The organism is Flavobacterium sp. (assembly GCF_027484205.1).
Taxonomy (GTDB): domain Bacteria; phylum Bacteroidota; class Bacteroidia; order Flavobacteriales; family Flavobacteriaceae; genus Flavobacterium.
This window is the reverse complement of the sequence record NZ_JAIXUB010000025.1, coordinates 92,458-115,451: the sequence shown is the minus strand read 5'-3', so window position 1 is coordinate 115,451 and position 22,994 is coordinate 92,458. Positions and strand designations below refer to the sequence as shown.

Here is a 22,994-nt window from a genome sequence, read left to right as displayed (position 1 = left end):
TTAGAATTTTAGTTTAATAAAAAACCTAAAAGGTTTTGAAAACCTTGCAGGATTAGAAAAATAAAAATGTCAAGAACAAACAAAATAAATTTACAGCTTTCAGGTTTAGAACCGCTTTTTGTTGATGAAAATTCAATTTTCGTTAATGTTGGTGAACGAACTAATGTTACAGGTTCACGTAAATTTCTTCGATTAATCAAAGAAGGCAACTATGAAGAAGCACTCTCTGTAGCTAGAGAACAAGTAGAAGGTGGAGCACAAATCATCGATGTCAATATGGATGAAGGAATGCTAGACGGCGTATATGCCATGACTAAATTCTTAAATCTAATTGCCGCCGAACCCGATATTGCTCGTGTTCCAGTAATGATTGATAGTTCCAAATGGGAAATCATCGAAGCTGGATTGAAAGTCATTCAAGGAAAAGGTGTTGTAAATTCCATCTCACTTAAAGAAGGAAAAGAAGTTTTTATTCATCATGCCAAATTGATAAAAAGATATGGTGCTGCTGTAATCGTAATGGCTTTTGACGAAGAAGGTCAAGCGGATACTTATGAAAGACGTATCGAAATTTGCAAAAGAAGTTATGATATACTGGTTAATGAAGTTCATTTTCCTGCGCAAGACATCATTTTTGATCCTAATATTTTTCCTGTAGCTACAGGAATGGATGAACATAAATTGAACGCTTTAGATTTTTTCAAAGCAACTAAATGGATTCGTGAAAATCTTCCTTATGCTAATATTTCTGGTGGTGTGAGTAATGTTTCGTTTTCGTTTCGTGGTAATGACAAAGTGCGTGAAGCCATGCATTCGGCTTTTCTTTATCATGCTATCAAAAACGGAATGACAATGGGAATTGTAAATCCAGAAATGTTAGAGATTTATGACGAAATTGATCCAATTTTATTAGAACATGTTGAAGATGTTTTGTTAAACAGAAGAGAAGATGCAACTGAACGATTATTGGATTTAGCAGAAAGTTTCAAAGGTGATTTCAAAACCAATGAAAAAGCAATTCAAGAATGGAGAAATGGTTCTGTTCAAGAACGATTAACTCATTCTTTAGTGAAAGGAATCGACGAATTCATAGAAATAGATGTCGAAGAAGCACGTATAAATTCCGAAAAAGCTATCGATGTTATCGAAATCAATCTAATGGCAGGAATGAATGTTGTGGGTGATTTATTTGGAAGCGGAAAAATGTTTTTGCCTCAAGTAGTGAAATCAGCTAGAGTAATGAAGAAAGCTGTCGCCTATTTACTTCCATTTATTGAAGCACAAAAAGACGGAAAATCTTCATCGGCAGGAAAAGTCTTGATGGCAACTGTTAAAGGTGATGTTCATGATATTGGAAAAAATATTGTTGCGGTAGTTTTAGGGTGTAATAACTTTGAAATTATTGATTTAGGAGTGATGGTTGCGCCAGAAAAAATCATTCAAGCTGCAGTTGAGCATAATGTAGATATTATAGGATTGAGTGGATTGATTACACCATCATTAGACGAAATGGTTTATCTAGCAAAAGAATTAGATAAATTAAATATTAAAATTCCAATTATGATTGGTGGTGCTACGACTTCTCGTGCACATACAGCTGTAAAAATTGCACCTGAATATAAGGAAACAGTTGTTCATGTAAACGATGCTTCTCGTGCCGTGACTGTTGCAAGTAATTTGTTGCAAGCCGAAACTAAAGAAGGTTATGTAAAAGCTATTAGAGAAGAATATGATCAACTTCGAGAAGGCTATCTAAGCAGAAGTCGAGACAAAAATTATCTTTCTATTGAAGAAGCTCGAAAAAATAAATTACAATTGGATTGGAACAATTTCAATCAAGTAAAACCAAATTTCATTGGAACAAAAACCATTGAAGTGGATCTTTCTGAGTTAGTAGATTTCATCGATTGGACACCATTTTTTCAATCATGGGAATTGCACGGAAAATTTCCAGCGATTTTGACAGATGAGGTTGTTGGAGAACAAGCCACAAATTTATTTGATGATGCTCAAAAAATGTTAAACCAAATAGTTTCTGAAAAATGGCTAACGGCGAAAGGAATTCTTGGTATTTTTCCAGCAAATACTATAAATGAAGATGATATACTGATTTGTCAGACTGAGCTTGTCGAAGTCCAACCTACAACCTTTCTAACTTTAAGACAACAATCTCAAAAAACAGCAGGCGCGCCAAACATTGCACTTGCCGATTTTATTGCGCCAAAAGATTCTGGAAAGCAAGATTATATAGGATGTTTTTGTGTAACAACAGGTTTTGGAGTAGATGAAAAAGCATTGGAATTTGAAAAGCAATTAGACGATTATAATTCCATATTGGTAAAAGCACTTGGAGATAGATTAGCCGAAGCTTTTGCAGAATATTTACATTTAAAAGTTAGAAAAGAAATTTGGGGTTATGCTTCTGATGAAAATTTATCTAATGATGATTTGATAAAAGAAGAATATAAAGGTATTCGTCCAGCACCAGGTTATCCTGCTTGTCCAGACCATTTAGAAAAACCAACTATTTGGAAATTACTAAATGTTGAACAAGAAATAGGAGTAAAGCTAACAGAAAGTATGGCAATGTGGCCAGCAGCATCAGTTTCTGGATACTACTTTGCAAATCCTGAAAGTAAATATTTTGGACTCGGAAAAATAAAAGAAGATCAAGTTATTGATTACGCAAAACGTAGAGGAATTTCAACAGAAATAGCAAGTAAATGGCTTGCACCGAATATAGCAGATTAAATTTTGTTTCTAGTTTAAAGTTTCAAGTTCAAAGTTAACAACCTGAAACCTTAAACCTGAAACTTGAAACAATAAAAATTATGAAAGTAACACAACATATAGAAAACGCTCAAGGAAAACCCTTATTCTCTTTCGAGATTCTGCCGCCGTTAAAAGGTCAAAACATTCAATTTATTTATGATGGAATTGATCCTTTGATGGAATTCAAACCACCATTTATTGATGTAACTTACCATCGTGAGGAATATGAATTCAAAGAATTACCGAGCGGACTTTTACAGAAAAAAATTGTAAAAAAACGTCCAGGAACAGTTGGTATTTGTGCTGGAATTCAGAATAAGTATCAAGTTGATGCTATTCCACATATTTTGTGTGGTGGATTTACTAAAGAAGATACTGAAAATTTGTTGATAGATTTAGATTTCTTGGGAATCAATAATGTGGTGGCACTTCGTGGTGATGCTTTGAAAAATGAAACTTACTTTAAACCAGAAAAAGAAGGAAATGAGTATGCATCAGAATTGGTTACCCAAATTAATAATCTAAACAAAGGAATTTACTTAGATGAAGATTTGCAAAATTCAGCGTGTACTAATTTTTGTATTGGAGTTGCAGGTTATCCCGAAAAACATATGGAAGCACCAAGTTTAGATAGTGATATTCATTTTTTGAAAGAAAAAATTAGAAACGGAGCTGATTATATCATTACTCAAATGTTTTTTGACAATAAAAAATTCTTCGATTTTGTAGATAAATGCAGAAATGCAGGAATTACAGTGCCCATTATTCCGGGTTTGAAACCTATTGCAACTAAAAAACAGCTGAATTTAATTCCGCACCGTTTTTCTTTAGAATTGCCAGACGATTTGATTATGGCGGTTGTAAAAGCAAAAGATAACGATCATGTAAAACAAATTGGAATTGAATGGTGTATTGCCCAAAGTAAAGAATTAGTTGCTGCAGGAATTCCTGTTTTACATTATTATTCTATGGGAAAAGCTGAAAATATCAAAGCTATTGCGAAGGAGATTTTTTAATTCTGATTTTTACAAAAGACATAACCTAACTAGCCCTGATTGAAGAGAAAATTCTAGTCTCGTTCTATAAAACGAGACGAGAATTGTAACGAAAAGCAGGAATAAGGAAACCAAAAACTCGCAAATCATTCGCTCCTAAAAATATTCTACTATATTTGTGAACTTAAAATTTTAGGATGCAAAAGATTTTATTTCTTTGTTTGTTAATATCGGTTTCTGTTTTTGGTCAAGATAAAAATCCTTATACACTTGATGTTTCTCTTATTAGAGGAAATGCAATGTCGCATTCTGAAGACATGTCACATTTAGTTAATGGTCATCCAGAAGGTTTCATGGCTACATTTGGCAAACGAACCGATGGTTCAAAAGAGTGGCATCAAGCATATAATTTTCCTGATTATGGTGGTTATTTTCTTTTTCAAGATTTTAAAAGCCAACCTTTAGGTAAAAATTATGCCGTTGGTGCTTTCTATAATTTTTATTTTTGGAAACGTCAACTACAATTTAAACTTTCGCAAGGAATAGCTTTAACGACAAATCCTTATGATAAAGTTGAAAACAGTAAAAACAAAGCCTTTGGTAGCAAGTTCATGGGAAATACTAATTTTGGATTAGTATATGACAATCAAAAATTATTCAAAGATTTTGGCTTTCATGCCGGATTTTTATTCACACATTTTTCTAACGGAAGAGTAAAATCGCCTAACAGTGGTATAAATACGTATTCATTAAATATTGGTGTGAATTACAATCTTTCAAAAGATTTTGTTCGAGTTATTGATACTTCATCTGTTAAAAAATCATACAAAGAACCTATTCATTATAATGTGATTGTTAGAACTGGAATTAACGAAAATCCTATCATAAATAGTGGTCAGTTTCCGTTTTATCACATTGGTTTTTATGCTGATAAACGAATCAATAGAAAATCGGCATTACAACTTGGAACGGAATTATTTCTTACTGAATCCATGAAAGAATATATCAAGTATTATTCAGTTGCTTATCCAGAAATGAATATTAAATCAGATACAGATTATAAAAGAATAGGACTTTTCGTTGGACACGAACTATTAATAAACAAAATTTCACTCGAAGCACAAGTTGGTTATTATGTTTATCAACCTTTCAAAAAGGATTTAGCGATTTATGATAGAGTAGGTTTAAAATATTATTTCACCGATAAGATTTTTGGCGGATTTACTATAAAAACACATTTGTTTCTAGCTGAAGCATTAGAATTTGGAATTGGATATAAAATTTAAGTTATGAAGAAGGTATTATTTTTACTGTCAATATTTTTTATTTTCAATTCCTGCGAAAAACCAAGCGATTGCGTCGAAAGTTCAGGAAGAATTATAACTAAAGAAATCACCGTAACTAATTTTAAAAAATTAAAAGTTTACAGAGGAATTGAAGTAGTCATAACGCAAGGAACAGAATATAAAGTTCAAGTTGTTGCTGGAGAAAATTTTATTGACAATATTGAGGTTAGACAAAATGGAGACCAATTAATTTTTAAAGATAATACAAGTTGCAATTGGGTTCGCGATTATGGACAAACAAAAATTTTAGTCACAACACCAACATTAGAAGAAGTTTATTCAAAAACAGACAGAACAATTAGTTCTAACGGAGTTTTAACGTTTCCAAACTTGTTTTTCCTTTCGTTAGACAAAGATGCTGATGGCGAAAGTGGCGCAGGAACAGGCGATTTTATTTTAAATATTGACAACGATGTTTTTAAAATTGCAAACAATAATGTGTCTCGATTTTATATCACAGGAAAAACAAATACAGCCGAGTTTTCTTTCTATTTTGGTGATGGACGAATTGAAGCTGAAAATTTAATTGCAAAAAACATACAAGTCTATCATCGTGGTTCAAATGATATGATTGTTCATCCAACTGAAAAAATAGAAGGAACAATGAACAGTACAGGAAACATTGTTCTAAAAAATAATCCACCTATAGTAAATGTGGAAGAATTATATCAAGGAAAAGTTATTTATAATTAGAAGCTAATCCTGCTTTTCGTTACAAGTTTTTTCATTCAAAGCTGTTTTTGTAAACTATAAAAAGAGCTTTCGTTGGTCGCTTTTTTCTAGCAACAAAAACTAGCTTTTAATTTCAAAAAGCTTTTCTCTTCAATCAGGGCTAAAAAATCTGCAATCTATATTTTATAAACCTTAATCTAGTTACTATTTCTTAGCTGTTTTTTCTCTAAAAATTTGTTCTAAATTTTTACTTTTTAAAGCCAACTGAAGTGCACGCAAACCATTTTCTTGAGCAAAATCAAATACCGATGGACGTTTGTCGTCATCCGTTTCAAAAGTTAATTCCCAAACTTTATCGTGTGTATTCTTAAACGATTTTAAATCAGATAATTTTGCAAACAATGCTTCATTTACCTCTTTATCAAACTCAACTTCAATTACTTGTTCTACAATATCAGAAACTAATTTGTCTAATTTTTTGTCGGTTACAATTTTTCCATTGTTGATGATAATTACTCTGTCGCAAATGGCTTCAACTTCTTGCATAATGTGTGTAGAAAGAAAAACGGTTTTGTTTTTACCTACGTTTTTAATCACGTTTCTAATTTCAACTAACTGATTTGGATCTAAACCAGTAGTTGGTTCGTCCAGAATTAAAACATCAGGATTATGCAATAAAGCGGTTGCTAATCCAACACGCTGACGATATCCTTTAGACAATTGCCCAATTTTTTTATGACTTTCCGCAGTTAAACCTGTTAACTCAATCACTTCTTCAATTCTCGATTTAGCAACTTTATAAACATCAGCATTAAATTCTAAATATTCACGAACATACAAATCTAAATACAACGGATTATGTTCTGGTAAATAACCAACGGATTGCTGTACAGCTTTTTGATTTTCGTTTACATCATTGCCATTTACAGAAGCTTTTCCTTCATCAGAATTGATGTAAGTCGTCAAAATTTTCATTAAAGTAGATTTTCCAGCACCATTCGGACCAAGAAAACCAACAATTTCTCCTTTTTTCACAGAAAATGAAACATTGTCTAATGCCTTTTGAGCACCATAACTTTTTGAAATATTTTGAACTTCTATAGACATAATTTAATATTTGAAGCAAATGTAATAAATACTAAAGGAAAACTAAAACCAATAAAGTTAATAACGTCTAAATAATCTTTTTATGATTTACGAAAACGTTTCCGTAACTTTTTTTAAATTTTTTACAATGGTTTAACAAATTTTACTACTTTAGCAAAACATAAAAACGAAAATGAATACAAATTTCACAACATATTACAACTATTTCTTTTATTTCTTCTTTGGACAGAAAAAGGGATTAGTATTGCTATATGTTAAAAAGTAAATTTGAAACAATTATAAAGTACAATCCCGATGAAAATCGGGATTTTTTTTTGATTAAAATGAAAGAAAAAATAGCCATACAAGGAATTAAAGGATCGTTTCACCATCAAGTTGCCTTAGAATATTTTCAATCAACTATTGAAATTGATGAATGTTTATCGTTTGAAGCACTTGCCGATAGTTTGATTAACAATCAATCGCAACTGGCAGTTATGGCTATTGAAAATTCAATTGCAGGTTCAATAATTCCAAATTATGCTTTAATTGACAAGAATAATTTTCACATTATTGGCGAATATTATTTAGATATTATACAGAATTTAATGGTTTTAAATGGACAAAAATTAGAACATATTCAAGAAGTGCATTCACATCCAATGGCTTTATTGCAATGTATGGATTTTTTAAAAAAACATCCAAATATCAAATTAGTTGAAGACAAAGACACAGCAGAAACCGCAAGAAGAATTCATCAAAATCAAATAAAAAACATTGCCGCAATAGGAAGTAAAGTCGCAGCAGAATTATACGACTTAAATATAATCGCACCAGAAATTCAAACAGTAAACAATAACATGACTCGTTTTTTTATCATCAGTAAAGAAAGAAGTCAAGAAAATAAAGAAGAAATTAATAAAGCATCTATAAAATTTGAATTGGACGACACACCAGGAAGTTTGGCAACGGTTTTAAATGTAATGACGAATTGCAAGCTAAATTTGACTAAAATCCAATCGATGCCTATAATTGAAACACCTTTTCAATATTCATTTTTTGTAGATGTAGTTTTTGAAAAGTACAAACATTATGAAAAAGCCGTCAAAATTTTAGAAATTATGACCAATCATTTTAAAGTTTTAGGTGAGTATAAAAAAAGAAAATAAACACATAGAAACATAGAAAATAAAGAGTAGAAAGAATTTATAGAAACTTCGTTTTATATAGCTATGAAAACTCATGTCAAGCGAAGCGTCTTTATTAGAAAATGAAATCTATGTTTCTATGTGTTTAAAGCAACAACCATTCGAATTTGCAGTAAAATAAAATGATACAAATAGCAAAAAGACTAGAAACCGTTCAGGAATATTACTTCTCCAGAAAATTGAAAGAAGTAAGACAGCTCATGTCTGAAGGAAAACCAATCATCAATATGGGAATTGGAAGTCCTGATTTGGCACCACATTCATCGGTGATTGAAGCCATTCAAAACGCAATGTTTGACGAAAAAGCACACGAATATCAAAGTTATCAAGGTTTACCAGAATTGCGTCAAGGTTTTGCCGATTTTTATGCAACTAATTTCAATGTCGAATTAAATTCAACTACTGAAATTCTACCATTAATGGGTTCGAAAGAAGGAATAATGCACATTTCACTAGCTTTTTTAAATGAAGGCGATGAAGTTTTAATACCAAATCCTGGTTATCCAACGTATGCTTCTGTGACGGAATTGGTTCAAGCAAAAGCAGTATATTATGATTTAAAAGAGTCTACTAATTGGCAACCTGATTTTGAAGCATTAGAAAAAACAAATTTATCAAAAGTAAAATTGATGTGGGTTTCCTATCCACACATGCCAACAGGCGCAAATGCAACTTTAGATTTATATCAAAAGCTAATCGATTTTGGAAGAAAAAATAACATTTTAATTGTAAATGACAATCCGTATAGCTTTGTTTTGAACGAAAATCCGTTGTCAATTTTTCAAATAGAAGGTTCAAAAGAAATAGCTTTAGAATTGAATTCATTGAGCAAAACGTTCAACATGGCAGGTTGGCGTGTTGGAATGGTTTCAGGAAATGCAACTTTAATAGATGCTATTTTAAAAGTAAAAAGCAATATGGATTCTGGAATGTTTTATGGAATTCAAAAAGGAGCAATAGCTGCATTAAAATTAGGGAAAGATTGGTTCGAAAGTCAGAATGAAATTTACACCAAAAGAAGAAACTTGATTTTTGAATTAGCAGAAAAAATGAAGTGTACTTTCGATAAAAACGCAGTCGGAATGTTTGTTTGGGCAAAATTACCAGTAGGAATTCAATCGGAAGAATTTATAGATAATCTGTTATATGAAAAACATATTTTTCTCACGCCAGGAACCATTTTTGGTAGTAACGGCGAAGGTTACATTCGATTTTCATTGTGCGTGAAAGAAGAAAATATTTCAATGGCAATAAAAAGATTTCAATGACAATGTCAATTCAAAATTCTATAGCAATCAAAAAAAAGAGTTCAATAACAATGTCAATTACAAAATTCAATATCAAACTCAAAAATTCAATTTTATAATTTGAATTTTGAGATTGTAATTGACATTGACATTGAAAAAAAAGTAAACATGAAAGTATTTATAATAGGAACAGGATTAATAGGCGGTTCAATGGCATTAGACATCAAATCAATTTATGATGATGCAATTGTTTTCGGAATTGACGCTAACGAAAAACATCTTGAAGAAGCAATAAATCTCGGAATCATCGACAAAAAAGCAACCGAAAAAGACTTAATTAACGCAGATTTAGTAATCGTTGCTGTGCCAGTTGATGTTGCTTTAGTAATTTTGCCAGAGATTTTAAATAAAATTGGAGAACAGACTTTGGTTTTTGATGTAGGTTCAACTAAAAACCCAATTTGTGAAGCGATTGAAAATCATCCAAAAAGAAGAAATTTCATGGCTTGTCATCCTATTGCAGGAACAGAATTTTCGGGACCAAAAGCTGCCATTAAAGGTTTGTATGAAGGCAAAACAAACATCATTTGCGAAGTAGAAAAAACAACCTTCAAATTGCAAGAAAAAGCTATGGATTTGTTCAAAAAACTCGGAATGCGCATTCGTTATATGGATTCAAAATCGCACGACAAACACATTGCTTATGTATCACATTTGTCGCATATAAGTTCGTTTATGCTAGGAAAAACAGTCATTGAAAAAGAAAAAGACGAACAAGATATTTTTGACATGGCAGGTTCAGGATTTGAAAGTACCGTGCGTTTAGCAAAAAGTTCACCAGCAATGTGGACGCCAATTTTTAAGCAAAACAAAAAACAAGTTATAAAATCATTAGAGGAATACATTCAAAATTTATCAAATTTCAAGAAATTATTAGAAGATGATAATTATGAAGAAGTTTATAACGAAATGCAAAATACGAATAGAATTAAGGAAATTTTAAAATAGCAAGAAGTTAGAAGATGGAAGTAGGAAGAAAAACTCCCAGCTTCCAACTTCAAGCTTCCAACTCAAATAAAAAATGGAAAACAAAAAAGAAATGAGAACGTGGTTAAACAACTTCAATTTGCCACATCCACTAGTAATCGCTGGACCATGTAGTGCAGAAACAGAAGAACAAGTTTTAAAAATTGCACGTGAATTAAAAGATTCAAAAGTATCAGTTTATAGAGCTGGAATTTGGAAGCCAAGAACACGTCCAGGCGGATTTGAAGGTGTTGGTGAAATCGGATTGAAATGGTTGCAAAAAGCCAAAGCTGAAACTGGTTTGCAAATGGCAATTGAAGTAGCAACAGCTGCTCATGTGAAATTGGCATTGGAACATGATATTGATATTTTGTGGATTGGAGCACGAACAACTGTAAATCCGTTTGCGGTTCAAGAAATCGCTGATGCTTTGCAAAATACAGAAAAAATTGTACTTGTGAAAAATCCTGTAAATCCAGATTTAGCTTTATGGATTGGTGGTGTAGAACGTTTATACAATGCCAATATCAAAAACCTTGGTGTTATTCATAGAGGATTTTCTACTTATGAAAAAACAAAATATCGTAACAATCCTGAATGGCAAATTGCAATTGATTTTCAAAATAAATTTCCAGATATTCCATTAATAATTGATCCGTCACACATTACTGGAAATCGCGAAATGATTTTTCAAGTTACTCAAGAAGCATTGGATTTGAATTATGACGGAATGATTATCGAAACCCACATTGATCCTGATAACGCATGGAGTGATGCTGCACAACAAGTTACACCTGAAAGATTAAAACAAATTATTTTTGATTTAACAATCAGAAAAGAAACCGATGATGCTGATGAATATCAAACAAGATTAGCTAAATTAAGAAGTAAAATTGATGAATTTGATGCTAAATTATTGGATGTTATTGGTAAAAGAATGAAAATTGCTGAAGATATTGGAGCTTTAAAAAAAGAAAAAAACGTAGCGGTATTGCAAAACAAACGTTGGAACGAAATTCTTGAAAAAATGGTCAATGACGGAAACCAAAAAGGATTGAGTGAAGAATTTATCATTCAGTTTTTCAAAGCCATTCACCAAGAAAGTATTACGCATCAGGAAAAAATATTTAATAAAAAATAAATACGAATATTTTCGTATGTAGAAGTTTTAAAAAATATTGTATTATTGCACTGAAAATTAATATTAAACAAAAAATTAAAACAATGAAAAAAGTTATTTTATTGCTTGCAGTTTTATTCGGATTGAATTCTGCAATTGCTCAAGTTGATGTAATTACAAAACACAACGGTGAAACTGTAAAAGGGAAGGTTATTAAATTAGAAGAATATACAATCATATTCAAATATGATGGTGAAGATGCTGAAAATACAATAAGTAAATATGCAGTTGAAAAAATTGTTTATGGAAAATCAGGACGTATTGAAGAAGTAACAGAAAAAATCGTTGTAAACGGAGAAGATGATTGGGAAAAAGTAGTTATCTTAGAAGATAAAGCTTACATCTCAGGATTGAAAAAAGAAGGTGAAGTTAGAGGAAAAACAGGTTTAATCAACTACCATACTGGAAACACAGGTGATAAAAAAGCTGAGAAAAAATTAAAAATGGCTGCTGCAGCAATGGGTTGTCCATTTATTTTACAAACTGCTGATAAATCAACAGTTGGTGCAACTTCAAATGGTTTAGGTGGTTCTCAAGCTATCAAAAAAGGAGTAGCTTACAAATACTAAAAATAAGAATTCAATTTTAGAAAGACCGTTTAGTAATTTAAACGGTCTTTTTTATTATAATAAAACGCCAAACTTCTAAAGTCTTTTTTCTACTTTTGTAGATAATTAAAATTTAAATTTTGGCTTCTTGCTGAAATCTAAATTTTGAAATCCGAAAATCTGAAATGACAGGAATAGTTTATAAATCTACAGGAAGTTATTACACCGTAAAAACAGAAGATGGTCAGGTTTATGAATGCCGTATTAAGGGTAAGTTTCGTATAAAAGGAATTAAAAGTACCAACCCAATTTCGGTTGGAGATATTGTTGATTTTGAGTTAGATAATTCTACTGATGAAGAGATTGGAATAATTAATAACATTCATGATAGAAAGAACTATATCGTAAGAAAGTCTGTTAATCTTTCAAAGCAAACTCACATAATTGCTTCAAATATTGATTTAGTTTTTTTATTAATTACAATAAATAATCCGCCAACTACTACAAGTTTTATCGATAGATTTTTAGTTACAGCTGAAGCTTATGGAATTGAGGCAGTCTTAGTTTTTAATAAGATTGATACTTATGATGAAGCTATGCTCGATGAACAATTGTTTTTGCAATATATTTATTCTCAAATTGGTTATAAATGCTTGAGAGTTTCTGCTCAAGAGAAAAACGGTTTAGAAACTTTAAAAGAATTAATGACAAACAAAGTTTCTATGTTTTCAGGACATTCAGGAGTAGGAAAATCAACTTTAGTCAATGCTTTAGAGCCAAGTTTGCATTTAAAAACAAAAACCATTTCGGAGCAAAGTATGCAAGGACAACACACTACAACTTTTGCAGAAATGTATGATTTATCTTTTGGAGCAAAAATCATTGACACACCAGGAATTAAAGGTTTTGGAATTGTTGATATGGAAAAAGAGGAAATAAGCGGTTATTTTCCAGAATTTTTCAAGTTGAAAGACAAGTGTAAATTCAATAATTGCTTGCACAAAGAAGAACCAAAATGCGCTATTAAAGAAGCATTAGAGAAAGATGAAATTTCTTGGACACGATATAATAGTTATTTAAAAATATTAGAAGGAGATGAAGATCACTATCGAACAGATATTTATAATGACGATCGAATTGCAAGTGACGAAACGCGAAATAAATAATTTCAAAAATCAATTTCAAGTTTAAAAAGTTTGTCACACCGAGCTTAGTCCGAGGTACTTTTTTATAAAGCATTTGTAATAATTACATTCTAAATTAGTTAATGAAAGCCGTTATCCAAAGAGTTTTACAATCTTCAGTTACAATTGAAAATAAAATTGTAGCAGAAATCCAAAAAGGTTTATTAGTTTTAATCGGAATTGAAGATGCAGATTCTCAAGAAGATATTGTTTGGTTAACTTCAAAAATTGCCAATCTTCGCATTTTTGGAGATGAAAATGATGTAATGAATTTATCACTAAAAGATATAGAAGGTGATATTATTGTGGTTAGTCAATTTACACTTCACGCATTAACAAAGAAAGGAAACCGTCCTTCTTATATAAAAGCAGCAAAACCAGATGTTGCCATTCCGCTTTATGAAAAATTTGTACATCAAATGGAAATTGAAATAGGTAAAAAAGTTCAAACAGGACAATTTGGAGCAGACATGAAAGTGTCTTTAATAAATGATGGTCCTGTGACAATAATTATTGATACTAAAAATAAGGAATAATTTTACAATTTATAAAAAAATCTTATTTTTGGATAAAATCTTGTTATGAAAAAAATATGCTTATTAATTATTTCTTACCTATTCTTATCAAATTTATCTTTTTCTCAAAATATAGACTATTCAACAATTTTATTACCTGAAGCATTAAAAGAAGATGCAAATAGTGTAGTGCGATTTCAACAAATTGATATTAATATTGTTAGCCAAAAACAGTTAATTGTTAAAAAAAGAAAAATTGTAACGGTTTTAAATAAATATGGTATAAATAACGTTGATGCTTTTGAATATTATGATAAATCATGTCAAGTTAATTCAATTGAAGCAACCATTTACGATTCTTTTGGAAAAGAGATAAAAAAAATAAAACGAAAGGATTTTAAAGATCAAAGTGTTGTAGATGGAGTTTCTATTTATACTGATAATAGAAAGTTGTTTTTAGATTACACACCAATTAATTATCCATTTACAATTCTTTTTGAGAGTGAAACTGAAACTTCAAGTACCGCATTTATTCCATCATGGTTTCCAATTGATGATGCATTTGAAAGCGTTGAAAAGTCAAAAATCAATATTAATTTTTCAGAAGATTTAGGCTTTAAATTTTTAGAAAAAAACATTGAAAATAAAAATATAATTAAAACTGAAAAAGAAGGCTTTATATCTTTTTCAGTGGAAAATTTATTAGCTGAAAAAATAGAAGATAATTCTCCATCATTTAAAAAACTAGTTCCATTTGTGTTGTTTGGTATTGAAAAAATTAGCTTGGAGGGAATTTTAGGAGAAGTTAAGACATGGAAAGATTATGGAAATTGGATTTATAATAATTTAATTAAGGATTCTGAAGAGCTTTCAATAGAAACTCAATTAAAAGTCAAAGAACTTGTTAAAAATGAAAATGATCAAATAGAAAAAGCAAAGATTATTTATAAGTATGTTCAAGATAAAACGCGTTATGTTAGTGTTCAATTAGGTATTGGTGGTTGGAAACCAATGATTGCTAAGGATGTTGATAGATTAGGTTATGGTGATTGTAAAGCTTTGACAAATTACACTAGAGTTTTATTAAAAACTGTTGGAATTGATTCTTACTACACTATAATTTATGGAGATAATGAAAAAAATGATTTTCAAGAAGATTTTGTTTCAATGCAAGGTAATCACGTTATTTTAACATTACCAACAAAAGATAAAATCGTTTTTTTAGAATGTACAAGTCAAATTTTGCCTTTTGGTTTTATTGGTAATTTTACGGATGATAGATATGCTTTAGTTGTCAAACCTGATGGAGGAGAAATTATTAAAACAAATGAGTATTTAGATAAAAATAATTCTCAAATTACTAAGGGCAATTACTCTATTAATGAGGAAGGTACTATCGTTGGAAGTATGCAAATAAAATCCAAAGGAACTCAATATGATAATAAGTATTTAATAGAATTAAAATCAAAATTGGAATTAGAGGAATTTTATAAATCATATTTTGGATGGATTAATAATTTAAAACTGGAAAGTATTAAACATTCTAATAATAAAGATGATGTTGAATTTATTGAGGATTTAAAGATAACAGCCGTTAATTATGGTTCATTAAATAATGATATCATACTATTTCCAATAAATGCATTCAATCAAAATTCAAACATTCCAAAACGATATAGAAATAGAAAGAATCCTTTTGAAATCTCGAGAGGTTACATTGACGAAGATGAATTTGAGATTGTCATTCCTGATGGGTATGTAATTGATGCAAAGCCAAATGATTTTGAAATAAATGATAAATTTGGGAATTACAAAACAGAAATAGTTGTAATGAACCCCAAAAAAATTAAGTACAAGCGAGTGCTTTCCATTAATAAAGGATTTTTTGATAAAACGGAATATGATAATTATAGAAAATTTAGAGAGCAAATTGCTAAATGTGACAATTCCAAAATAGTAATAAAAAAACAATAAAATGAAAAAGATAATATTGAGTATAATGTTGTTGTTAAGTAACTTCATATTGTCTCAAAAAAAAGAGTTAGGAAAAGTAACCATCGAAGAACTTCAAGAAAAGGCGCATTCTAAAGAACCAGATGCAGTAGCAGCTATAATTTTTAAGAAAGGTGTAGTAAGATTTGATTATTCTCAAGATAGTGGATTTGATATGATTACAACGATAAAAGTTAAAATTAAAATTTATAAAAAAGAAGGATATGATTATGCGAATTTTTCTCAAAGATATTATATTGGTGGAAATGCAAAAGAAACCGTAAATTTTTCAAATGCAACAACATATAATATTGTAGATGGAAAAATTGAAAAGTCTAAATTAAAAAAAGAAAGTATTTTTGATGAAAAAGTTAATAAATTTTGGAATAGGAAAAAGATTGCGATGCCTAACGTAAAAGAAGGATCTATTGTTGAATTTGAGTATGAAATTAAATCAGAAGAAATAGGAACAATGGAAGATTGGGAATTTCAATCAGACATTCCAGTTGATTATTCAGAATTAGCAACTTATATACCAGAATATTTTGTATACAATATAAGTCAAAGAGGATATTTATTTCCTAAAGTTGAAAAAGATATTAGGCAAAGAACAATAGATTATGTATACAAAGAAGATTTTGTACCTGGTCTTAATACAGGAACTCCTAAAAGAATTAATTCAAGCCTTAATTTTAAAGAAAACCTTGTAACTTTTGTTACTACTGATTTTCCATCATTAAAAGATGAAATTTTTGTAAATAACATTAAAAATTACATATCTAGTGTTTCTCATGAACTTTCTATGGTTAAATTTCCCGAGCAACCTTATAAAGTTTTTTCTACAGATTGGGAATCAGTTACTAAAACTATATATGAAAATGAATATTTTGGAGCAGAATTAGATAAAACTAATTATTTTGAAAATGATATTAATAAATTAATCGAAGGATTAAATACTCGTGAAGAAAAAATGATTGCAATATTTAATTTTGTTAAATCAAGATTAAAATGGAATGAATATTTCGGCTATAATTGTGATATTGGTGTAAAAAAAGCATATACTGAAAAAATTGGAAATGTTGCAGATATCAATTTAATGTTAGTAGCAATGCTTAGGTATGCAGGATTAGATTCTAATCCAATTTTAGTTAGCACACGTTTAAATGGAATTGCTATGTTTCCAAATCGAAACGCTTTTAATTATGTAATTGCTTCTGTTAAATTAGATTCAGAACTTATTTTGCTTGATGCAACAGATAGCAATTCTATACCAAATATTTTGCCAATCAGAGATTTAAATTGGTACGGAAGATTAATCAGAAAAGATGGTACTTCTGAAAGCGTAGATCTAATGCCAAAAAATAATTCTTCAGAAAATGTAAACATGATTGCTACAATTGATAATCAAGGTCAAGTAGCAGGACAGGTTAGAGATCAATATTTTGATTATTATGCTTTTCAATTTAGAGAAAGTTATGGTAGTTTATCTTTGGATAGTTATTTAGAAAAATTAGAAAAAAAACATTCAGGACTTGAAATTGAAAATTATGAACGAATAAATGAAAAAGAAATATATCAACCTTTAGCAGAGAAATATTCTTTTAAGTCAAATAATGCAGTCGAAATTATTGGAGATAAAATGTATTTTGCACCTTTATTGTTTTTTGCATTAACTGAAAATCCATTTAAACAAGATGAAAGAGAATATCCTGTAGATTTTAGTTATCCAACGAAAGACAAGTTTATGATAACTTTGAATATTCCTGACGGATATCAAGTTGAAACATATCCAAAAGAGGTTGCAATTGCATTGCCAGAAGGTTATGGTGGTTTTAGATTTACATGTACTGTTGAAGAAAAGAAAATACAACTTGTAGCAAGTTTGAATATTAATGTTGCAATAATTCCTTCAGATGATTATGATTCTTTAAAAGAATTTTTTAAAAAAGTAGTTGAAAAGGAAAATGAAAAAATTGTTTTAAAAAAGATATAAATGAATAAAATAACTCTAGCACTTTTTTTTATAATAAATACTTTTGGTTATGCCCAAAATTTTGATTTGGGTAAGGTTACAAAAGAGGAGTTGCTTGAAAAAAAATGTAAAAATGACACAAATGCAGTAGCTGCAATATTATTTAAAAAAGCTAAAACAAGTTTTAAATATAATCAAAGTGAAGGATTTGTTTCTACAACAGAATATTCAATTAAATTGAAAATTTATAAAACTGAAGGACTAGGATGGGCTAATTTTGAAATGCCATATTATGTTGGATATTTAAATCTAGACGATGAAATAGTTGAAATATCTAAGGCATTTACTTATAATATCGAAAATGGAATTATCGTTAAAGATAAAGTTACAAATGAAGGGAAGTTTGTTGAAAAAATAAATGAATATTGGAAATCAAAATCCATCACTTTTCCTAATGTAAAAGTAGGCTCAATTGTTGAACTTAAATACATTATAAAATCTCAAAATTTATCTATCCTTCCTGAATTTCAGTTTCAATATAAAATTCCAGTTAATTATGCTGAATATTTAACAGAAATACCAGAGTTTTACATTTACAAAGGAATAAAATCAGGATTTATTGATGTAAAAATAGATGAAGTAATAGAAGATGCTTCTCAGAATTTTGAAGGTAAATTTGGAAAAACTTTAAGTATGTTTTATAAACAAATTAAAACAAAGTATTCTGTGTTTGATGTTCCAGCTCTAATAGAAGAGAGTCAAATCAATAACATTGAAAATTATTATGCTAAAATAGATCATGAATTACAGGTTGTAAGAATGCCTGATGAAGAACCAAAAAAAATTGCAACTACATGGGAAGATGTTGCAAAATCAATTTATAAAGAAAAAGAATTTGGGGATGAGATAGAAAAAACAGATTATTTTGCAAATCAAGTTACAATACTTACAAAAGATATTGATTCTAAAAAAGAGAGATTGATTAAAGTTTTTGATTTTGTTAAAAATCAAATGACTTGGAATGGTAAGTACGGATATTACACTAAAAAGAATATTGATAAGGCCTTTTATGATAAATCTGGTAATGCTGCTGAAATTAATTTAATGTTAGTTTCAATGCTAAAGTTTGCAGGAATTGATGCATCACCTGTTCTATTGAGTACAAGGGATAACGGCATAGCACTTTTCCCAAATAGAACAAGATTTAATTTTGTAATTGCAATGGCAAATATTGATAATGAAACAATTTTATTAGACGCTACAAGTAAAAATTCTACTATGAATATTATGCCTATAAGGAATCTTAATTGGATAGGTAGAAGTATCGATAAAAGTGGAATTTCCAGTGAAATAAATTTAATGCCAGTACAAAGTTCTACTAATAATATTTACATGATTGCAACTTTAGATAGTTATGGACAAATATCTGGTCAAGTAAGAAATCAATTATTTGATTATTATGCTTTAGAATTTAGGGAAAAAAAAGTAGGGATTTCAATTGATAGTTTTATTGAAACAATAGAAAAAAAATATTTAGGATTGAAGATTGACAATTACGAAAGAGCTAATGAAAAAGATTTGAGCCAACCAATAGTTGAAAAGTATACATTTGAAACTAGTAATTCAATTGAAATTATTGGAGATAAAATGTACTTTTCACCATTGTTATATTTTGCAGTAACTGAAAATCCATTCAAGCAGGAAAAAAGAGAATATCCTGTAGATTTTAGTTATCCTACAAAAGATAGATATTTGATAACTTTGAATATTCCTGATGGATATGTTGTTGAAAGTTTTCCAAAAGAAACTTTAATTTCGTTGCCAAATGAATATGGGAATTTTAAATTTATTTGTACAGTTGAAGAAAGAAAAATACAACTTTCAGTCAATTTAAATATTAATTCAGCAATTTTTTCTGCGGATGACTATTCTACTTTAAAAGAATTTTTTAAAAAAATTGTTGAGAAGGAAAATGAAAAAATTGTTTTAAAAAAGATATAACATGAATCTAAAAAACTCCCAACTAGAAGTTGACAATTGGATAAAAAATCACGGAGTTCGTTATTTTAATGAACTAACTAACATGGCACAGCTTACTGAAGAAGTAGGTGAAGTAGCAAGAATTATTGCACGTCGTTATGGTGAACAATCCGAAAAAGAAAGCGACAAAAACAAAGACCTTGGTGAAGAACTTGCTGACGTAGTTTTCGTGGTGTTGTGTCTTGCTAACCAAACAGGAATTGATCTTCAAGCTGCTTTTGATAAAAAAATGGATTTAAAAACAAATCGCGACCACGACAGACATCATAATAATGAGAAATTAAAATAGTTTGTAATTTTCAGTCTCAGTATTCAGCAAAAATCAAAAAAAGTGAATTTACTTTTAACCAACTCACAAATCACAACTCGTCACACTGAGCTTGTCGAAGTGCGCAACTCGCAACTTTCAATCACTGGTTCAAAATCAGAAACCAATAGGTTATTGTTGCTAAAAGCATTGTATCCGAATATTTCATTGGAAAACGCATCAAATTCTGATGATTCCGAAGTTATGACCAATATTATTCAAAACTTCCAACTTCCAACTTCTGTCACACTGAGCGCAGTGGAAGTGCAACAACTTTTTAATGTTCACCACGCAGGAACAGCAATGCGATTTCTAACAGCTTTTTTTGCTATTCAAGAAGGAAAAGAGATTGTATTGACAGGTTCATCAAGAATGAAGGAACGGCCAATTAAAATTTTAGTCGAAGCTTTGCAACAACTTGGTGCTGAAATTTCTTATGAAGAAAACGAAGGTTTTCCGCCAATAAAAATCAAAGGAAGAAAATTAATTAATAATAAAGTTTCACTTCCAGCAAATGTAAGTAGTCAATACATTTCAGCACTTTTATTGATTGCGCCAAAACTTGAAAATGGATTAGAATTAACACTTGAAGGCGAAATAACATCAATTCCATACATCAAAATGACCTTAGCGTTACTAAACGAAATTGGTGTTAAAACTTCTTTTGTTAATGATAAAATTACTGTCACACCAAGCGCAATTGAGGCACAACAAATCATAACTATAGAATCCGATTGGAGTTCAGCATCTTATTGGTACTCAATTATCGCACTATCAGAAATTGGAACACAAATAACACTATCAAGTTACAAACAAAATAGTCTTCAAGGCGATTCAGCATTAGTAGAAATCTATAAAAACTTTGGAGTAGAAACTATTTTCAATAATAACAATTCTATAACTATAATAAAATCAAACAACTTTAAACCTGACCCGAGTGAAAACGAACAGGCGAAGCAAACTTTAAACCTTAAACTCAACAATTCTCCAGACATCGCGCAAACCATTGCAGTAACCTGTTTTGGATTAGGAATAGGATGTCATTTAACAGGTTTACACACGTTAAAAATAAAAGAAACCGATAGATTAGAAGCGTTAAAAACCGAACTATCTAAACTTGGAGCAAACATTTCTGTGACAAATGATTCTCTAACAATCCAACAATCCAACAATCTAAATTCAAATATAAAAATAAAAACCTACCAAGATCATAGAATGGCAATGGCATTTGCACCTTTAGCCCTAAAAACGTCAATAATTATTGAGGATGCAGAAGTAGTTTCCAAATCTTATCCCACTTTTTGGGAAGATTTGCATAGCATAGGATTTCAAGTAGAAAATCAATAAAAAACTTCGCGACTTCGCGTCTTTATGGCAAAACTAAAAATAAACAGCAAAACACTTGACAACGCCTATTTCACAATCGTATATTTGCATTCGATTTAATTTTTACGATAATAATATCTAAAATTTAAAATCTAATATCTAAAATTTAATTATGAAATCGCCATTAACAACAAGTTTGCGTAAGCAAACACCAATAAATAAAAGGCGATAACATATATGACAGCTAAAAAACAACTTTCACATATATGAAATTATCACATTTTAATTTTAATCTTCCTACAGAATTATTGGCTGAATTCCCAGCAGAAAACCGTGACGAATCTCGTTTAATGGTTATCGACAGAAAAAAAGGTACTATCGAACATAAAATGTTCAAAGATGTTATCGATTATTTCGGTGATGGCGATGTTATGATTCTTAACAATACTAAAGTTTTTCCTGCACGTATGTATGGAAATAAAGAAAAAACAGGTGCAAGAATTGAAGTTTTCTTACTTAGAGAATTAAACGCAGAGCAACGTCTTTGGGATGTTTTAGTTGATCCAGCACGTAAAATCAGAATTGGAAATAAATTATATTTTGGTGATGATGATTCATTAGTAGCAGAAGTTATCGATAATACGACTTCTCGTGGAAGAACTTTACGTTTCCTTTACGATGGTTCTTACGAAGAATTCAGAAATAAATTAACAGAACTTGGAGAAACTCCAATCCCAAAATATATTAACCGAGAAGTAACTGAGGAAGATGCAGAACGTTACCAAACTATCTACGCAAAAGAAGAAGGCGCAGTTGCAGCTCCAACAGCAGGTTTACACTTTTCAAAACATCTTTTAAAAAGATTAGAAATCAAAGGTGTTGACTTTGCAGAAGTAACACTTCACGTTGGTTTAGGAACATTCAATCCTGTTGAGGTTGAAGATTTATCCAAACACAAAATGGATTCAGAAGAGTTAAAAATCACTCAAGAAGCTTGCGATATCGTAAACAATGCAAAAGCTAAGAAGAAAAGAATCTGTTGCGTAGGAACTACATCAATGCGAGCTATTGAAAGTTCAGTTTCATCTGCAAGAACACTAAATCCATTTGATGGTTGGACAAACAAATTCATTTTTCCACCATACGACTTCAGTATCGCAGACGCAATGATTACTAACTTCCACACACCAAAATCAACATTATTAATGATGATTTCAGCATTTTGTGGACACGATTTAATGCGTAAAGCTTATGACGAAGCCATTAAAGAAGGATACAAATTCTATTCTTATGGCGATGCAATGCTTATATTATAATTATTACATTGTCAGTCTGTCCCGAAACTTCGGGAGTTCGAAGACCTTATAAAAAAAATCTCATCAAAAATGGTGAGATTTTTTTTTATCCACAATTTTGTCATTCCGTGGTATTCTAATTAGTAGCGAATCACTAGGCATTTCTACAAACCATTTTCCTGCTGCTGAAACTCGCTTTTTTCTAATTTTGCCTAAAGTGTCACATTGAGCTTGTCGAAATGCTCTCGAAGGCAACATTAGAAAAAGAGCTCAAACAATTTCA

General features: G+C 30.1%; 18 protein-coding genes. 17 read left to right on the top strand and 1 reads right to left on the bottom strand.

What is annotated here, in order from left to right:
• Positions 1 to 66: 66 nt before the first annotated feature.
• The 4 genes from metH to Q0049_RS12990 all read left to right on the top strand — a co-directional run bounded on the left by metH (position 67) and on the right by Q0049_RS12990 (position 5,806).
• Complete coding sequence (gene metH / locus Q0049_RS13005; RefSeq protein ID WP_298120507.1) at positions 67 to 2,751, top strand: methionine synthase; 2,685 nt, start codon at positions 67 to 69, stop codon at positions 2,749 to 2,751.
• Between the two features lie 80 nt (positions 2,752 to 2,831).
• On the top strand, positions 2,832 to 3,788 hold the full coding sequence (metF, locus tag Q0049_RS13000; protein WP_298120503.1) for a methylenetetrahydrofolate reductase [NAD(P)H]: 957 nt from the start codon (positions 2,832 to 2,834) through the stop codon (positions 3,786 to 3,788).
• A 176-nt stretch (positions 3,789 to 3,964) separates the two neighbouring features.
• Positions 3,965 to 5,053 (top strand): acyloxyacyl hydrolase, encoded by a 1,089-nt coding sequence (locus Q0049_RS12995; protein ID WP_298120500.1) that lies wholly within the window; start codon positions 3,965 to 3,967, stop codon positions 5,051 to 5,053.
• A gap of 3 nt (positions 5,054 to 5,056) precedes the next feature.
• Positions 5,057 to 5,806, top strand: coding sequence for a head GIN domain-containing protein (locus Q0049_RS12990; RefSeq protein WP_298120498.1), 750 nt, complete (start codon positions 5,057 to 5,059; stop codon positions 5,804 to 5,806).
• A 183-nt stretch (positions 5,807 to 5,989) separates the two neighbouring features.
• Here the strand turns inward: Q0049_RS12990 and gldA are convergent, their stop codons facing one another.
• Positions 5,990 to 6,892 carry a gliding motility-associated ABC transporter ATP-binding subunit GldA gene (gene gldA, locus Q0049_RS12985; RefSeq protein ID WP_298120497.1) on the bottom strand — a complete coding sequence of 301 codons (903 nt, stop codon included), beginning with the start codon at positions 6,890 to 6,892 and terminating at the stop codon, positions 5,990 to 5,992.
• 323 nt (positions 6,893 to 7,215) lie between these two features.
• Here gldA and Q0049_RS12980 point away from each other — a divergent pair, with 323 nt between their 5' ends.
• The 13 genes from Q0049_RS12980 to queA all read left to right on the top strand — a co-directional run bounded on the left by Q0049_RS12980 (position 7,216) and on the right by queA (position 22,732).
• Positions 7,216 to 8,040, top strand: coding sequence for a prephenate dehydratase (locus Q0049_RS12980; RefSeq protein ID WP_298120492.1), 825 nt, complete (start codon positions 7,216 to 7,218; stop codon positions 8,038 to 8,040).
• Between the two features lie 161 nt (positions 8,041 to 8,201).
• Positions 8,202 to 9,347 carry an aminotransferase class I/II-fold pyridoxal phosphate-dependent enzyme gene (locus Q0049_RS12975; RefSeq protein WP_298120489.1) on the top strand — a complete coding sequence of 382 codons (1,146 nt, stop codon included), beginning with the start codon at positions 8,202 to 8,204 and terminating at the stop codon, positions 9,345 to 9,347.
• A gap of 147 nt (positions 9,348 to 9,494) precedes the next feature.
• Positions 9,495 to 10,334 carry a prephenate dehydrogenase gene (locus Q0049_RS12970; RefSeq protein ID WP_298120487.1) on the top strand — a complete coding sequence of 280 codons (840 nt, stop codon included), beginning with the start codon at positions 9,495 to 9,497 and terminating at the stop codon, positions 10,332 to 10,334.
• A 73-nt stretch (positions 10,335 to 10,407) separates the two neighbouring features.
• On the top strand, positions 10,408 to 11,493 hold the full coding sequence (locus tag Q0049_RS12965) for a bifunctional 3-deoxy-7-phosphoheptulonate synthase/chorismate mutase type II (protein ID WP_298120486.1): 1,086 nt from the start codon (positions 10,408 to 10,410) through the stop codon (positions 11,491 to 11,493).
• Between the two features lie 83 nt (positions 11,494 to 11,576).
• On the top strand, positions 11,577 to 12,101 hold the full coding sequence (locus tag Q0049_RS12960) for a hypothetical protein (protein ID WP_298120483.1): 525 nt from the start codon (positions 11,577 to 11,579) through the stop codon (positions 12,099 to 12,101).
• 164 nt (positions 12,102 to 12,265) lie between these two features.
• On the top strand, positions 12,266 to 13,246 hold the full coding sequence (gene rsgA, locus Q0049_RS12955; RefSeq protein WP_298120480.1) for a ribosome small subunit-dependent GTPase A: 981 nt from the start codon (positions 12,266 to 12,268) through the stop codon (positions 13,244 to 13,246).
• Between the two features lie 101 nt (positions 13,247 to 13,347).
• Positions 13,348 to 13,800 carry a D-aminoacyl-tRNA deacylase gene (dtd, locus tag Q0049_RS12950; protein ID WP_298120477.1) on the top strand — a complete coding sequence of 151 codons (453 nt, stop codon included), beginning with the start codon at positions 13,348 to 13,350 and terminating at the stop codon, positions 13,798 to 13,800.
• 45 nt (positions 13,801 to 13,845) lie between these two features.
• Positions 13,846 to 15,753, top strand: a complete 1,908-nt coding sequence (locus Q0049_RS12945; protein WP_298120474.1) for a DUF3857 domain-containing protein — start codon at positions 13,846 to 13,848, stop codon at positions 15,751 to 15,753.
• 1 nt (position 15,754) lies between these two features.
• On the top strand, positions 15,755 to 17,764 hold the full coding sequence (locus tag Q0049_RS12940; protein ID WP_298120471.1) for a DUF3857 domain-containing protein: 2,010 nt from the start codon (positions 15,755 to 15,757) through the stop codon (positions 17,762 to 17,764).
• Entirely contained in the window at positions 17,765 to 19,744 is a 1,980-nt protein-coding gene (locus Q0049_RS12935) for a DUF3857 domain-containing protein (protein ID WP_298120468.1), read from the top strand.
• Position 19,745: 1 nt separating this feature from the next.
• Positions 19,746 to 20,072: a nucleotide pyrophosphohydrolase gene (locus Q0049_RS12930; protein ID WP_288110994.1), complete on the top strand. Its 327-nt coding sequence runs from the start codon at positions 19,746 to 19,748 to the stop codon at positions 20,070 to 20,072.
• Between the two features lie 69 nt (positions 20,073 to 20,141).
• Positions 20,142 to 21,437: a 3-phosphoshikimate 1-carboxyvinyltransferase gene (aroA, locus tag Q0049_RS12925; protein ID WP_298120924.1), complete on the top strand. Its 1,296-nt coding sequence runs from the start codon at positions 20,142 to 20,144 to the stop codon at positions 21,435 to 21,437.
• A gap of 245 nt (positions 21,438 to 21,682) precedes the next feature.
• Positions 21,683 to 22,732 carry a tRNA preQ1(34) S-adenosylmethionine ribosyltransferase-isomerase QueA gene (gene queA, locus Q0049_RS12920; RefSeq protein ID WP_298120463.1) on the top strand — a complete coding sequence of 350 codons (1,050 nt, stop codon included), beginning with the start codon at positions 21,683 to 21,685 and terminating at the stop codon, positions 22,730 to 22,732.
• The last annotated feature ends 262 nt before the right edge of the window (positions 22,733 to 22,994 follow it).